Here is a 15,385-nt window from a genome sequence, read left to right on the forward strand (position 1 = left end):
CTTGGAATTGACGCCGCTATACTCGGGGTGCGCGCCCTTGAGTGGCGGTCCTGCTAAAGGCCTGCTCGAGGAACACGACCTCTGACGGAGTGGTCAGAACACTTCGCCGGAGGTCGTTGTTATTCATCAATGATCACCTCCTCCTTCTCGGTTTCCAAGTCGCGCGTCAACCGCGTGCATCTCCTCATGCGTGATCCACAGCGTGCCGTCCTCGATGTCGCGGATAAGGCTGCGAACCCAGGCCAACTCCGCGCGGTTCATGACGACGCCGTACTCGGCCTCCACGAGGAAGAGGCGGGGGATCGCCAGGGTCTTCTGCAAGTTCTCGAGACCCTTCTCGTTCCGGGCAATCTGACCGTCCAGCAGCGCCATCCGCGCCCGGAGGAGGCGCACGACCTCGCCCTTGTCGAGCACGGCTAAGAAGGCGAGCGCCGCGGCAAACTGCGGATAGTCGTTCACCGGCTGCGCCACCATCTCGCGCATCCAGGCCGTGATCTCCTCCCGGCCGGTCTCGGTGATGGCGTAGACCGTCCGTTCCGGCCGGCGCCCTTCGCGGCTGGGCGCTTGTGCTGTGATGAATCCACCCTCTTCTAGACGTTCGACCGTGTCGTAAATCGACCCACCCTTGAGCCTGATGACCTGGTCATGGCCCCGCTCCTTCATCTTCAATTTCATTTCGTAGGGATGCATCGGGTGCTCCATCAGCAGGTTCATGACGGCCAGAGCCAGTGGGGTCCGGGGAAGTCCTCTTTTAGTCTTCATCGTTTAGTCGACTTCGACTATACCACTGCGACTAGTCGGTGTCAACTAGAAATCGGCTTACAGCATCCTTACAAAGAGCGAGGACGATATATGGACGTGAGCGCAGGCGCCCGGCGGATCCTGGTGGTCGATGACGACCCGATGGTCGCGACCACCGTCCAGCGCGTCCTTCGTCCCGAAGGCTACGAGGTCGCCGTGGCGCTTGGCGGCGCCGACGCGCTGGCGCAAGCGCGTGCGCACCGGCCGGACCTTGTGGTCCTCGACCTGATGATGCCCGGCATCGACGGACTGGAGGTGTGCCGGCAGCTGCGGGCGGACACAGACCTGCCCATCCTGATGCTGACCGCGCGCAGCGGGACGGCCGATCGCGTCCGCGGCCTCGACACCGGCGCCGATGACTACCTCGTCAAACCGTTCGCCTATGCGGAGCTGTTGGCCCGTGTCCGCGCATTGCTGCGCCGCACGCCCCCGCCCGCCACCCTCCTTCAGTTTGCGGATTTGCGCCTGGAAATCGGGACCCGCGAGGTCCGCCGCGGTCAGCGGGTGATCCCGCTCACCGCCCGCGAGTTCGCGCTGCTCGCCCACTTCATGCGGCACCCTCGGCAGGTGCTGACTCGAGACCAACTCCTTGGAGCCGTCTGGGCCGGTGAGGATACCGACGACAACGTCGTGGCCGTTTATGTCGGGTACCTTCGCGCGAAGCTGGACGGCGAGGGCGAGCCGCCACTGATCCAGACGGTCCGAGGCTTCGGCTATAGCTTGCGCGAGACCTGACGTGTCGTTCCGTCTGCGACTGACGTTCTTCGGCGCGGCTCTGGTCGCACTCACCCTCCTGGCCTTCGGCTGGCTCGTCTACGAGCTGGCCGCGAACAGCCAGGCGGCGACCCAGGACGACGCCCTCAGGCAACGCGCCGCCGATGCCCTGACACTGATCCGGACGGCCCCGCCGGGCGAGCTAAACGGCACGGCGACGCCATCGCTCACCGGCGCGGAAGATCTGCAGCGTCGCACCGACCCGTTCACGGAAGTGCTGACCTCGTCCGGCGTGGTCCTCTCGAGCACCGGTCGGGTCGGGAGCGCGGCCCCCGCCGTGCCGGCGACCTTGCTCGATGCCGCCGCCAACGGCGGCGCGCTGGCGACGGTCGATACCCCTGGCTCCCCGCAGCTGCGCCTCTTCGCCGGGCCATGGTCGCGCCCGGATCTCGGCCTGCGCGGCTTCGCCGTCGCCGGCCAGCCCACGAGCATCCAGATCGAGAACCGCAAGGGCCTGCGAGGCTTCCTCATCATTTCGTCGATCCCCACCTTGTTGGCTGCCTTTCTCGCCGGCTGGCTCGTCACCGGGCGGGCGCTGCGGCCGCTCAAGACCGTGGTGGAGACCGCGGACTCGATCGCCCGTACGCGCGACTTGAAGCGACGGCTGCCTCCCGCGAAACGGCGGGACGAGATCGGCCTCCTCAGCGAAAGCTTCAACGGCATGCTGGAGCAGGTTGAGGCGGCCAACCAGCAGCTCACCGTCGCGCTCGACGCGCAACGACGCTTTGTCGCTGATGCGTCGCACGAACTCCGGACGCCATTGACGACCATCCGGGGCAATGCGGACTTGCTGGCGCAGGGTCCGGCCGTGACGGAGGACGTGCGCGCCGCCGCCGCCCATGACATCGCCAGCGAGAGCGCGCGGATGAGCCGGCTGGTGGACCACCTGCTAACGCTGGCCCAGGCCGACGCCGGCCAGCACCTCGAGCTTGCGCCGGTCGAGCTGCGCGCGACGATGGCATCGGTCGGCCGTCAGGCGCAGACCATGCATCCCGACCGAACCTTTCGCAGCGTGGGAATGACGGACGCGACCGTCCGGGCGGACATCGACGCCGTCACGCAGCTGCTCTGGATCCTGGTCGACAACGCGGTGAAATTCACCAAACCGGGCGGGGAGATCGAGCTCGGCCTGCGCCAGCTCGACTCGACCGCGTTGCTCACGGTCGCCGACGACGGGACGGGCATCCCAGCGGACGATCTCGAGCGTGTCTTCGAGCGCTTCTACCAGGCCGATCCGGCACGGTCGAACAAGGGTGCCGGACTCGGGCTCTCGATCGCCCACTGGATCGTCGACGAGCATCACGGAATTATCGGCGTCCGGAACAACACCGGCCCCGGCTGCACGTTTACTGTGAGCCTCCCGCTCGCCGGCTAACCCTTACGTCGTTCTTACCGGCCGGCGGTACGGTCGACCCATGTACGATGTGGCCGCCGCTCATGCGCCGGCGCTCTCAGCGGCAATCCTGCTGGTCGCCTTCTGCTGGTGTTTTCTCCTGTTCCTCCGGATCCTGGCGCGCCGACAGCTGTTGCAAACCGCCGTCCTCTTCGTGACGGCGTTCGACGCCGCGTCAGCGATGACCAAGCTGGCGGCGGCCCTGATGCTGGCCAGCGGCGCGATCCATCTCGCGCTCGTCCCCGGTCATGCCGGGATCACCGGCGTCCTGTTCGTCATCGATGGGCTCGGGTTCATCGCGCTTGGAGTCGCCGCGTTTTTCACCTCATGGTGGCGCCGCCCGGCGGTCTTCTGGCTGGTGGCGACGATCGTCGCCTACGTCGTTTGGGTCGTCGCCGGTTGGGAAACCCCTGACCAGATCGGGATTGCCTGCAAGTTGATCGAGCTGGTCGCGCTCGGCCTCATCCTGCGGCTGGCGCAACCGGGGCGGCGCACCTGGCCGCGCCGCATCTGGCGAGCGGTCGCCTTTCCGATCATGGCCATCGTGGCGACGCTCGGAATCTGGGTCGGCGGTCTCGCCCACCCGGACGCCCTGCACGCGCATGCGGGCGCCCTCCTCCAGCCGGTCGCAGCCGTGGCGACCCCGGAGCAACGCCAGGCCGCCTCGCGTCTGCTGGGCGACACTCGGGCGGGCATCGCCCGCTATCAGGACCCGGCGGCCGCGATCGCCGCGGGGTACAAGCCTGGTGCGGTGTCGAGTGCCGACCCACTCCGCCATTTCACGAACGCAGGGAACACGAATGCCATCCTCGATCCCAACCATCCGCAGGCCCTCGTCTATGCCCAGACGAAGCACGGACTCCAGCTGATCGGCGCCATGTACCAGATGAAGCGCGCCGGCCAGTGGGGCCCCGACCCGGGCGGGCCGCTGACGCAGTGGCACCAGCACGAGGGCATCTGCTTCTCCCCCTTCGGCTTCGAGTTCAGCTTCGAGACGCCCTTCTGGACGTGCCCCGTAGGGTCGACCAGCATCACGACGCCCCCGATGCTGCACGTCTGGATCGTTGACAACGGAAAAGAAGGGCCGTTCGCCGCGGACTTGGACAAGACTGTCCAAAAGCAACTGCAAGGGAGTTGAACAAGCCATGAGCATCGCATCGCCCGCCGTCGCCGCAAACGCTGTGCCGTCGACGACCAGTGCACCGGAGATCGCCTCCGTGCTGGTGGTCACCCAGGCGAGCCTCTCGCTCGTCGCCGGGCTGAGCGCGATCCCGTTCGCCATCGTCGAGCCGGGCTTCCGCGCGCTCAGCCTGATCACCATCCTGATTGCGATCGGGATGTTCTGGCTGGCGCGCAACCTTCGCCGGCAGCGTCGCTGGGCACGCCGCTGGGTCATCGCCCTCGAGGCACTCAGCCTGGTGGCGTCACTCCTGTTGACCGTGCTGCCCATCGGCGCCATGCGTGGACCCGTACCGGTCCTTGTCAACCTCGTGCTGCCGGCGGCCGTTCTCTGGCTCCTCTGGTCCCGCTCGGGCCGAGCCGCCTTTAAGCAGACGGGCGATCAGACGCGGGCGGCGCTGCCTGAGGTGGCGCTCCGGCGAGAGAGCGAGTCGATCGTGATCGCCACCAACAACACCAGCCCGGTGACGATGAACTGCCAGCGGACGTCCAGGCCGAGCAGTCCCATCCCGTTGTAGATCCCGCCAATGACCAGGCCGCCGAGGATGCCGTGGAGCACCTTGCCTCGGCCGCCGAAGAGGCTGGTTCCGGCCAGGACTACGGACGCAATCGCATATAGGACGAGCTGTCCACCGTTGATGTTGCCCGACATGCCGCCCAGATAGGAGGCGTAGAGCAGGAGACCGATGCCAGCGGTGAAGGTACAAATCATGAAGCACAAGGTTCGAACGGCGGCAAGATTGATGCCGGCCCGCCGTGCGGCCTCGGGATTACCGCCAATCGCGTAGACGTAGCGTCCAAACTTCGTTCGCTGAAGAATCGTCATCCAGGCGGCGAAGACGGCGAGGACGATGGGAATGACCCAGGGCACGCCCGCCAGCGTGCCGAACGCCGCCCGGTTGACATTGCATATCGCCACCACCGAGATCGCGACGAGCGCGATCACGGCAATTTTCAGGAGCGTCAGGCTGACAGGTGGTGCGACCAGGCCGCTTCGGCGCCGGCGGTTGTCCCCAAACCAGAGCAGGGCGGCGATAGCGAGGACGACAACCGCCATCGCGATCCAGCTGACCGTGGGGTCGATCGTTCCCCACATCAAGTTGTAGAGCACCTGCAGATTTGGATTCAAGCCGGCGAGGCTCGGGTAGCCGGAGAAGGCGAGGCCGAGGATGATCAGCATCGTGCCCTGCCAGATCAGCAGCCCGGCCAGGGTCACGATCAGCGACGAGAGCCGAAGGCGGGTGATCAGGCTTCCCTGGACCGCCCCAATGACGGCGCAGACCGCCAGTCCTGCGATGATGGCGCCCCACCACGGCCATTTCGCGGTGCCTGGCTGCACCAGCTGTACCGTGACCGCGGCACCGACGCCGCCGGCATAGGCGATCGAGAGATCGATCTCGCCGAGGAGGATGACAAAAATCTCACCCATTGCCAGGACCATGAAGACCGCGCTCTGCTGGAACAGGGCGACGAGGTTTCCCGCCGAGAGAAAGACGTGATGTGGGCTGATCGCCTGGAAGACGACCGTGATGATGAGCAGGGCGAGGATAACCGGCAGCGCACCGCTTTCCCCACTGCGGATACGGGTCAGCCAGGCACGGAACCATTCGCCCAGTGATTGGGCGACGAGTTCGGGCGGGACTTCGATGGTCGCGGCATGTACTGCAGCGGTCGGATCCGGAGCGGTTTCGGGGGCCTCAGCGCGCGCCACTCTTTGCTCCGTTACCATCCGTTGGCTGCCCGGCGCGGCTCGAGGCACCGGTGGTCATGTAATCGACGACACTTTGCCGGTCGTAGGTGGTGGCGCGACCCTGCGTCACCATCCGGCCGAGGTGCACAACGGCAATCCGGTCCGCCACCTCGAAGACGTCGTTGAGGTTGTGCGAGATCATCATTACCGCCAGGCCGCGATCCCGCAAGCGCCTGACCAGGTCGAGCACCATCTTGGTTTGCACCACACCCAGCGCGGCCGTCGGTTCGTCCAGCATGACCAGCTTGGAGTTCCACATGACCGCCTTGGCGACCGCCACCGATTGACGCTGCCCGCCCGAGAGTGAAGCGACGGGCTGCCGGATCGACCGCACGGTGGTAACCCGAAGGTCGGCCAGCGTCTTGCTCGCGGCACGCTCCATGTCGTCCTCATTGAGAAAGGCGCTTCGCGTCCGTTCGCGGCCAAGGAACATGTTCTGGACGATGTCGAGGTTGTCGGCGAGCGCCAGGTCCTGATAGACGGTCTCGATTCCCAGCCGGGCGGCGTCGCGCGGGCTGCGAATATGAACCGGGCGGCCCTCCCAGAAGAATTGGCCGCGGTCGATCTCGTAGATGCCGGCGATGCACTTGGTGAGGACAGACTTACCGGCGCCGTTATCCCCGCAGAGGGCGGTGACCTGACCGGCATAGAGGTCGAGGTCCACCTGCGTGAGGGCTTGCACCGGGCCAAAATGCTTGTCGACGCCCCGGGCCTTCAACCGTGGCTCGGCCCCTGACGAGTCTTTGATTACCTGCCCCATCGCTTCACTTTATCGCGTGAGGTGGGAGGTTGGCGCCGCCGCGGAAGGCGGCGGCGCCACAACGATCTAGCTAATGCCCGCGGCCGTGCAGACGGCCGTCGTAACGTCGGTGCAGAGTTGGGTCTTGTCGACGAACTTGTCCTTGATGACGGTGTCGTTCATGTTCGCGCTTGTCACCCAGATCGGCACCAGCAGTGAGGCTGGCTGGGTGCTTCCCGCTTGCCCGCTCGGCGGCGAGGTGGTGCCATTGAGCAACGCGGCCGGAGGCGTGAGGCCGGCACGCAGGACGGTGGCGAGGGCAACCGCGTCCTGAGCCTCGAGATAGACCGCCTTGTAGACGGATCCGCACTGATAGCCCTTGAGAACGTTGGCCATGCCTTGCTCGGTCGCATCCTGTCCGGTTGTTGGGACCTTCTTGGGTCCGACGCCCTTGTTCTTGAGGACGGTAATGGCCGCGTTGCCGAGCCCGTCATTCGCCTCGACGGTCGCGTTGATGCTCGGGTTGGCGGTGAACTGCTGGGCGAACACGGTCTGTCCCGCGGCATTGTCCCAGCCGGGGGCGATCTTTTCCGCGACGAGCGTCATGCCCTGGCTGTTCGTCTTGCCTGCGGTTAGCGGGGTTGTCTTGTCGCCCCAGATCGAGTTGTTGTAACCCTGGGCGAAGGAGACGGCATTGGGGTCCGTATCCTGGCCGCCGTCCAGCTCAAAGACCTTCGGGCTCGAGACGTGCCAGTCGGTGACACATTTCAGGAAACCATCGCCGATCAGCTTGCCGACCTGGACATTGTCGAAGCTCACGTAATAGACGTTGGTACCCGTGAAGGTGGCCCGGTCGTAGCTGATGGTCTTGACACCGTGACTTGCGGCCAGTTGCTGGATTTGCCCGCCGACATTGCTGTTCAGAGGGTCGAAGATCAGCACTTTGGCGCCGGCGGTGATGTCCGCCGTGGCGAGGTTAAGCTCCTGGGCCGGGTCGCCCCCGGCGTTTGAGATCGTGTACTGCGATGTCGTATAGCCGGCCCCATCAAAGGCCTGCTTCAGATACGGTGCGTCGAAGTTGACGTACCGCGTCGACGAGGTGGTGTCGGGGAGGATCACCCCAACGTTTCCACTGCCCGCCGTGGTCATGCTCTTCAGGTTGGCCATGTACGAGAACGATTGGTTGAAAGACGAGACACTGAGGTCCGCCGGCACGCTCGCGCTTGCCGCCGGTGCCGCTGTCGAGCTACCGCACGCCGCCAGAACGACGGCGAGCGCGCCCGTGGACGCCATTAAAGTCAAAGATCGTACCTTTCGCACGTTGCATTCCCTCCTCAGGTTGGGTGGCTTTACGCGGAGCCGAGTTCATATTGTGCCGTCCCTGAGAGCAATTGGCAAGAACAAAGTGGTTCGGGCCACTGGACCCTCTAACACTCTCTAACGAATGTAGGGCTCGCTGGCGCCAGGAGGGCACCCGCCGTCTGAGGCCGGACGGGGTTCTAAGGAAAAACGCGAGGGCCCGAGCGTCTGCGCCGCCGGGACCCCGCGCGCGCTACGCAGCGCCTAGTGTCGGCTCCACCCGCGAGCGAAGCTCGCGCCCGCGACGACACTGAGAACGAGGACAACGATTGCCGCGCCAAGAATCGCGGAGAGGATCGGGATGCCACCCAGCGACAGGTCAGGGGCGATGACGACGTGCAGGATGTCGACCATCAACCAGGCGCCCACCAGTCCCGCGACGATCGCACCGAGCAGCCCACCGGGCATGCCGCGGCTGACCAGTCGTTCGCCAATCAATCCGGCGATCGCGCCGACCAGCAGCAAGACGAGCACGTGCGTAAGCGTCATATCAAGCCTCCAATTATTTAGTAGTACCGCTATCACAAGATCATAGCCTGGTCCGGGCGATTTGCCAAGCGTGTAGAGTCGATTGCGAGGGGAACGACTTTGGCTTCCAGCCCGACCAAACGACCATTGCTTCCGGCGCGCGGTACCGGACCCACGCCGGCCGGATCGCCCCGGCCCTTCTGGCGCAGCCGTGGCTTCTGGATTTACCTCATCGTGCTGCTGGCGATCAATTACATCCTGACCTTCGTGTTCATGAGCGGACCAGCGCGGATCACGGTGCCCTACACCACCTTCATCCAGCAGGTGAATGCCGACAACGTGAAGGACATCACCGCGCAGGCCAACTCCATCCAGGGTGACTTCAAGACATCGGTGACATCCGGGTCGGCCAGCGGCACGCTCTTTCAGACCGAGCGGCCGGTGTTTGCGACCGACAGCCTGGAAACGCTGCTCGAGCAGCACAACGTCCTCATCACCGCGACGGCCCCCGGATCGGGAGGATCACCGCTGCTGAACATCCTGCTCAGCTTCGGGCCGGCCCTGCTGCTGATCGGTGGCTTTCTCTATCTGAGCCGGCGCATGTCCGCGGCGGGTCCGGGCGGATTTCTCGGCGCCTTCGGCCAGAGCAAGGCCACGCTCTACACGCCGGACTCGGGGACCCGCATCACGTTCGCCGACGTCGCCGGCATCGAGGAGGCCAAGCAGGACCTGGCCGAGGTCGTCGATTTCCTCAAGACGCCGGAAAAGTACCAGCGGCTCGGGGCGCAGATCCCCCACGGCATCCTGCTGGTGGGAGCGCCGGGCACGGGCAAGACCTTGCTGGCGCGCGCCGTCGCCGGTGAATCCAACCGGCCGTTCTTCAGCCTGTCGGCCTCGGAGTTCGTCGAGGCGATCGTCGGCGTGGGCGCGGCGCGAGTCCGGGACCTGTTCGCGAAGGCGAAGGCCGCCGCCCCGAGCATCATCTTCATCGACGAGCTCGATGCGATCGGCCGCGCACGCGCGTCCTCCGCCGCCTTCGGCGCGAACGACGAACGCGAGCAGACCCTCAACCAGATCCTGACCGAGATGGACGGCTTCACGCCGAATCAGAACGTGGTCGTGCTCGCCGCCACCAACCGGCCCGAGGTCCTGGACCCTGCTCTGCTCCGCCCGGGTCGGTTCGATCGTCGCGTGACGGTCTCCGCACCTGACAAGGTGGGACGCGAGGCGATCCTCAAGATCCATACGCGCAAGGTCTCCCTCGCTCCTGATGTGGACCTCGGCGATATCGCCGGCGCGACGGCCGGCTTCGTCGGCGCCGACCTGCGAAACATCGTCAACGAAGCCGCCCTGGTCGCCGCCCGCAAGGGCAGGACGGCCGTCACACGCGAGGATTTCGACGAGGCGATCGAGCGATCCGTCCTTGGGCTTCGCCGGCCGATCGTGCTCGGGGCCGACGAAAAACGCCTGATCGCCTACCACGAGTCGGGCCACGCACTGATGGGCCTGCTGATCCCCGGAGCGGATCCGGTAAAGAAGCTGACGATCGTGCCGCGCGGGCTTTCCCTCGGCTCGACCTACAGCCAGCCGCTCGACGACCGCTACAACTATCCCGAGAGCTACCTGCGCGGCCGGATCACGCTCGCGCTGGGCGGCCGAGCGGCCGAGGAAGTTGCCTACGGCGCCGTCACGACCGGGGCGGAGAGCGACCTCCAGCAGGTCAATCAAATCGCCCGCTCGATGGTGGCGCGCTTTGGCATGTCACCGAAGTTGGGGCCGCTGAACTTGACTCAACCCGGCGACGGTGCGGCGAGCACGGAGCACTTCAGCGAGGAGACCGCCAAGATTCTTGACGAGGAGGTCCGCCGGATCGTCGACGAGTGCCATCGGGAATCGATGCGCCTGCTGACGGAAAACCGCGATCGTCTCGATCGCCTGGCGGAGGCAGTGCTGAAGAAAGACACGCTCGACCAGGACGAGATCTACGCCGCCACGGGGATCAGCAAGCCGCCGACGGCCCGTCCGGTGATCGCCCCGCCGCTCCCTGGCAACGGTTCCTCGCGCGATGGCGACCTGGCGAAAGCTGAGGTCGGCTCCGAGATCCATCGCGCGTAGGTCCGACGGTCAGGCTGTGCTCCCGAGTAGCGTTTTCAGCAGCGATTCCGTCTCGTCCGAGGGGGCAACGCCCAGCTCGTCGGCGAGCCGCTGGCGGCATTGCTGGTAGACCCGCACCGCCTCGGCGCGATCGCCGCGCCTGACGAGCACCTGCATCAGCCGGCGATAGCCTGACTCACGAAACGGCTCCAGGTCGACGGCGGCGCGCGCCTGGTCCTGGGCGAGGGCGAGCTCGCCGTTCCAGATGAGCGCCTCCACGCGGCAGTCGAGCGCTCGCACCAGGATGTCACGCAGGCGCTCCCGTCGAGTCATCACCCAGGGCGCGTCCTCTCCCACGAGGAACGGGCGGCGCGCGATGGTGGTCGCGATCAACGACGGCCCATACGCGGCCTGCGGCCGATTGGCGAGCACGGCACCTTCGGCCTGGTGGACGGCGTCGGCCGCGGCCTCGAGGTCGATCCAGGTCTCGGCGGGCGGCCGAAACTGGTAGCAGCGAAAAGCATTGGCGATGATCCGGTCGCGATCGAGGCCCAGCGTGCCCAGCTTCTGGCGGAGCTTGCTGATCACCGCACTGAGCGCCACCGGCCACGACGGTGGAAGCGAGTCGGGCCAGAGCAGCTCGGCGAGCTCGGACTGGGTCACCGCCCGCTCCCGCTCCGACACGAGGTAGACGAGTGCCAGGCGCCCCTGGCGACCGGCGAGATCGGCGTCACGGAGCAAGTGCTCGCCACGCTCGACGGCGACCTCACCGGTCAGGTAGATGCGAAGCAATGAGCCTCCAAACATTCGCCAAAGGCGTCCAGCGATGATCGATCTTAGCCGCCCCCGGCTCTCAGCCGCCCCCGGTGTGGAAAGGGCGGCGGTAGGAAAGGGCGGCGGTTCAGTCGAATACCTTTGAGGAGGTGCGGAATGCAAAAACGCGTCGAATGTGAATGCGGCTGGTCGCTCCAGACGGACGACGAGGCGAAGCTGGTGGTCGGGGTCCAGCAGCACGCCAAGCAGATCCACAACATGGAGGGTGTCACCAAAGACCAGGTGCTCGCCCAGGCCAGGCCCGCTTAATCCACAGAACATTAGCGCGCCCCGGTGTGGAAAGGCGCGCGTGTAAATAAGAGGAGAGAACATGAAATATCTGTATTTGCTCTACGCCGACGAATCGAAGATGCCCGCGCCGGACAGCCCGCAGATGCAGCAACAGCAGGCTGCCTTCGGTCGCTATTACGAGGAGCTTTCGGGGAAGGGCATGTTCAAGGGCGGCGACCCGGTCCAGCCGTCAAAAACGGCGACCACGGTCCGCGTCCGCAACGGGTCGACGAAGACCGCCTCAGGGCCCGCCACCACTGGGAGCGAGCAGGTCATTGGCTTCTACGTCATCGAGGCGAAGAACCAGGACGAGGCCGTCGCTTACGCGGCCAAGGTACCCTCGGCCAGCGTCGGCTCGATCGAAGTCCGACCGATTATCGGATCCTAGCTGTCACCGCGGGAAGGTCGGGACGTCGACGCCTGACCTTCCCGCAGCTTGAACGCATCCAGGCAGCCGGCGCCGCAAAAGTAGTGGATGGTCTCGCCGACCCTGAGCGTATGCAGGGCGCCCTTCACCTCGACCTGCATGCCGCAGATCGGATCGACGGCGGTCTCCGGCAGGGGGATCGCATAGCGGCGCTGATCCGCGTGGCGTGCGGCGACGATCTCGGCGAGCGTCGCCAGGGCGATCTCCTCCTGGGACCCACCCACCGAGCTGTCGGCGGCGCGGCGGACCCGTTCCAGGCCCCTGACGCCTCGGCCCTGAAGGACGCCGAGAACGGTGGCGGCCCGGCGGCGGCTGGCCACCAGTCCAATGTAGGCGACGTCATAGCCTAAGAGTGCCTCGATGGCATCCTCGTCGTAGTGGCCCATCGTCGCCACAACGGCCCATGTGCTCGCGTTGGGCTGCGCCGGCGCGAGGTCGAGCGAGCCGATGACCTGGTCCGCCTCGGGGAAATCGGTCGGAACCGCGCCCGGGTGCACCGCACACGTCTTGTACCCGATGGTGGCACCTAGTTTGACCAGGGTGCGCGCCGCCGGCGTATCGCCAACGAGGAGCAGCAACGGTCGTGGGAGTTGCGGATCGATGAAGACATCGAGCTTGCCGGCACTCGGGCAGGTACTGAGATGCGAGACGACGCCGGGTAGATGATCGGGCGACTCGTCGGGCGCGATTTTGACCAGTCGGGGCTGCGCGTCTCCCATGGCGATCATCGCCTCGCGCCGCACCAGCCCTTCGGAGCAGCTACCGCCGACCCATCCCCAGAGTTTTCCGTCGGCGGTGATCAGCGCCTTGTCGCCGGCCTGCGCCGACGTCGGTGGCTCGACCCGGACGACGGTCGCGACGACGAACGTTTCGCCGCGCCGCCGCAGCTCCGCCGCCCGGTCCAGCACGTCATCCGCGAGTGACATCCCCGATCCTTACCCTTACTCCGCAGCGCCGACCTTGTTGAGCGCCTCCCAGACCTTGTCCGAGGTGACCGGCATGTCGATGTTCTTGATGCCCAGGTGTCCCACCGCATCGATCACGGCGTTGACGAAGGCCGCCGGCGAGCCGACCGTGGCCGACTCACCAACCCCTTTCGCGCCGATCGGGTGGTGGGGCGACGGCGTGACCGTCTCGCCCATCTCGAACTTCGGCGTCTCCCAACTCGTAGGCAACAGGTAATCGGTGAAATTCGAGCCGAGGCAGTTGCCTTCCTCGTCAAACGTGATCAGCTCCATGAAGGCGATGCCAAAGCCCTCGGTGAGGCCACCGTGGATCTGTCCCTCGACGATCATCGGGTTGATCCGCACCCCGCAGTCGTCGACCGCCACCATCCGGCGGACTTTGACCTGGCCCGTGCCACGGTCGATGTCGACCACCACGAGATAGGTCCCGAACGGATACGTCATGTTGGGCGGATCGTAGTAGGTCACACCCTCGAGGCCGGCTTCCAACCCGTCGGGCAGGTTGGTGTAGGCGGCAAACGCCACATCCTGGATGGTCTTGGACTTCGAGGGCGAGCCGCGGACGAAGAACTTGCCGTGGTCGAACTCGATATCGGCCTCCGACGCCTCGAGCAGGTGGGCTGCGATCTTCTTCGCCTTGTCGCGCAGCTTGCGCGACACCATCGCCGTGGCCGCCCCGCCGACCGGCGTGCTGCGGCTCGCGTAGGTGCCCAGCCCGTAGGGCGTGTTGTCGGTGTCGCCCTCCTGGACCTCGATGTCGGCAGCGGGGATGCCTAGCTCCTCGGTCACGATCTGCGCGAACGTGGTCTCGTGGCCCTGACCCTGGCTCTTGACGCCCAGCTTGAGGATCGCCTTGCCGGTGGGATGAACGCGCAATTCCGCGGAGTCGAACATGCGGAGCCCGACGATGTCATAGTGCTTGCCGGGACCCGCGCCCACCACTTCGGTGAAGCTGGCGATCCCGATCCCCATCAACTCACCCTTCTTCCTCTTCTCGGCCTGCTCCTTCCTCAGCTCCTTGTAGCCGAGCTTGTCGAGCGCGACCTGCATTGCCCTGGGGTAATCGCCACTGTCGTACTCGAAGCCGGTGGCTGACATGTAGGGGAACTGCTCTGGCTGGATGAAGTTCTTGAGCCTGATCTCGGCCGGGTCCATGTTCATCTCGAGCGCGGCACTCTCGACCAGTCGCTCGATCAGGTAGGACGCCTCGGTCACCCGGAACGAGCAGCGATAGGCCACGCCGCCGGGCGCCTTGTTGGTGTAAGCGCCGTCCGTCTCGACGTGGGCAGCCGCGAGATCGTAAGAGCCAGTGACGATATGGAAGAGCCCGGCCCTGAACTTCGACGGTTGGGCGTCCGCATAGAAGGCGCCGTTGTCGCTGAGCATCTTGACCCGCAGCCCCAGCATGCGCCCGTCGTTGCGGAGCGCCAGCTCGCCCGACATGTAATAGTCGCGGGCGAACCCGGTCGAGATCAGGTTTTCGCTGCGGTCCTCGACCCACTTCACCGGCTTGCCGATCAGGAGGGAAGCGGCCGTCGCGACGACGTAGCCGGGATAGATCGGCACCTTGTTGCCGAAGCCGCCGCCAATGTCGGGCGAGATGATCCGGATGTTTTGCTCCGGCAGCCCCGCGACGATCGCGAACAGCGTGCGGTGCGCATGCGGCGCCTGCGATGTCATGTAGAGGGTGGCGTGCCCGGTCGCCGGGTTGACGTCGGCGACGATGCCGCAGGTTTCCAGCGGTGAGGGGTGGCAGCGTGGATAGAACGTATCCAGCTTGACGACCCGATCGGCCTTCGCAAAGGCCTCCTCGGTCTTCGCCTTGTCGCCCGCTTCCCAGTGATAGATATGGTTGTCCTTCTGGCCCTCTTTCTCGTCACGAATCAGGGGCGCGCCTGGCTCGAGCGCTTTCTGCGGGGTGACGACCGGCTGGAGCACTTCATAGTCGACCTCGACCAGCGCCGCGGCGTCCCGGGCGACGTACGGATCGGTCGCGATGACGCAGGCGACCTCCTGACCCTGGAAGCGCACCTTGTCGGTCGCCAGCACCGCCTGGGTGTCGCCGGAGAGCGTCGGCATCCAGGCGAGCTTGTGCTGGGCCAGCAGCGCCCCCGTCACGACCGCGACGACACCCGGCACTGCCTGGGCGGCGTCCGTGTTGATGGACTTGATCCGGGCGTGGGCAAATGGGCTGCGGTGGATGGCCATGTGCAGCATGCCGGGGAGGTTGATGTCGTCCAGGTAGTTGCCCTTGCCCCGGATGAAGCGGTCGTCTTCCTTGCGCTTGATGCTGTCGCCGATGTTGCCCTTGAGTGGGGTTTCAACAGCCATG

General features: G+C 65.8%; 14 protein-coding genes. 6 read left to right on the forward strand and 8 right to left on the reverse strand.

Going from position 1 to position 15,385, the window contains the following annotated elements; genetic code table 11:
• Positions 1–126 precede the first annotated feature (126 nt).
• A complete protein-coding gene (locus tag VHK65_11595) occupies positions 127–762 on the reverse strand; it encodes a PadR family transcriptional regulator (protein HVS06790.1) in 636 nt (211 codons plus the stop codon).
• 90 nt (positions 763–852) lie between these two features.
• Between VHK65_11595 and VHK65_11600 the strand changes: the two genes are divergently transcribed.
• From VHK65_11600 to VHK65_11610, 3 genes are read left to right on the forward strand one after another with little or no spacing between them, the layout of a single operon-like run.
• Positions 853–1,536, forward strand: a complete 684-nt coding sequence (locus tag VHK65_11600) for a response regulator transcription factor (GenBank protein ID HVS06791.1) — start codon at positions 853–855, stop codon at positions 1,534–1,536.
• Position 1,537: 1 nt separating this feature from the next.
• A complete protein-coding gene (locus tag VHK65_11605; GenBank protein HVS06792.1) occupies positions 1,538–2,950 on the forward strand; it encodes a HAMP domain-containing sensor histidine kinase in 1,413 nt (470 codons plus the stop codon).
• A 40-nt stretch (positions 2,951–2,990) separates the two neighbouring features.
• Positions 2,991–4,106 carry a hypothetical protein gene (locus VHK65_11610; protein ID HVS06793.1) on the forward strand — a complete coding sequence of 372 codons (1,116 nt, stop codon included), beginning with the start codon at positions 2,991–2,993 and terminating at the stop codon, positions 4,104–4,106.
• Between the two features lie 423 nt (positions 4,107–4,529).
• Here VHK65_11610 and VHK65_11615 read toward each other — a convergent pair whose 3' ends face one another.
• From VHK65_11615 to VHK65_11630, 4 genes are all read right to left on the reverse strand, one after another.
• Positions 4,530–5,858 carry an ABC transporter permease gene (locus tag VHK65_11615; protein ID HVS06794.1) on the reverse strand — a complete coding sequence of 443 codons (1,329 nt, stop codon included), beginning with the start codon at positions 5,856–5,858 and terminating at the stop codon, positions 4,530–4,532.
• Positions 5,845–6,657: an ATP-binding cassette domain-containing protein gene (locus VHK65_11620; GenBank protein HVS06795.1), complete on the reverse strand. Its 813-nt coding sequence runs from the start codon at positions 6,655–6,657 to the stop codon at positions 5,845–5,847. Before VHK65_11620 ends, VHK65_11615 begins: the two co-directional genes overlap by 14 nt.
• 66 nt (positions 6,658–6,723) lie before the next feature.
• On the reverse strand, positions 6,724–7,929 hold the full coding sequence (locus tag VHK65_11625) for a substrate-binding domain-containing protein (protein HVS06796.1): 1,206 nt from the start codon (positions 7,927–7,929) through the stop codon (positions 6,724–6,726).
• A 270-nt stretch (positions 7,930–8,199) separates the two neighbouring features.
• Positions 8,200–8,484 (reverse strand): GlsB/YeaQ/YmgE family stress response membrane protein, encoded by a 285-nt coding sequence (locus VHK65_11630; protein ID HVS06797.1) that lies wholly within the window; start codon positions 8,482–8,484, stop codon positions 8,200–8,202.
• Positions 8,485–8,610: 126 nt separating this feature from the next.
• On the opposite strand from VHK65_11630, the gene ftsH reads away from it, so the two are divergent.
• Positions 8,611–10,578, forward strand: a complete 1,968-nt coding sequence (gene ftsH / locus VHK65_11635) for an ATP-dependent zinc metalloprotease FtsH (protein ID HVS06798.1) — start codon at positions 8,611–8,613, stop codon at positions 10,576–10,578.
• Positions 10,579–10,587: 9 nt separating this feature from the next.
• Here ftsH and VHK65_11640 read toward each other — a convergent pair whose 3' ends face one another.
• On the reverse strand, positions 10,588–11,364 hold the full coding sequence (locus VHK65_11640; protein HVS06799.1) for a BTAD domain-containing putative transcriptional regulator: 777 nt from the start codon (positions 11,362–11,364) through the stop codon (positions 10,588–10,590).
• Between the two features lie 123 nt (positions 11,365–11,487).
• Between VHK65_11640 and VHK65_11645 the strand changes: the two genes are divergently transcribed.
• Together VHK65_11645 and VHK65_11650 are read left to right on the forward strand one after the other, a co-directional pair.
• Complete coding sequence (locus VHK65_11645) at positions 11,488–11,640, forward strand: DUF1059 domain-containing protein (protein ID HVS06800.1); 153 nt, start codon at positions 11,488–11,490, stop codon at positions 11,638–11,640.
• Positions 11,641–11,701: 61 nt separating this feature from the next.
• Positions 11,702–12,049 carry a YciI family protein gene (locus tag VHK65_11650; protein HVS06801.1) on the forward strand — a complete coding sequence of 116 codons (348 nt, stop codon included), beginning with the start codon at positions 11,702–11,704 and terminating at the stop codon, positions 12,047–12,049.
• On the opposite strand, the gene VHK65_11655 is transcribed toward VHK65_11650, so the two are convergent.
• Entirely contained in the window at positions 12,046–13,014 is a 969-nt protein-coding gene (locus VHK65_11655; protein ID HVS06802.1) for an XdhC family protein, read from the reverse strand. The genes VHK65_11650 and VHK65_11655 overlap by 4 nt on opposite strands.
• Before the next feature lie 15 nt (positions 13,015–13,029).
• Positions 13,030–15,384 (reverse strand): aerobic carbon-monoxide dehydrogenase large subunit, encoded by a 2,355-nt coding sequence (locus VHK65_11660; protein ID HVS06803.1) that lies wholly within the window; start codon positions 15,382–15,384, stop codon positions 13,030–13,032.
• Position 15,385: the final 1 nt, after the last annotated feature.

The sequence above is a fragment of the Candidatus Dormiibacterota bacterium genome (assembly GCA_035544955.1).
GTDB lineage: Bacteria > Chloroflexota > Dormibacteria > CF-121 > CF-121 > CF-13.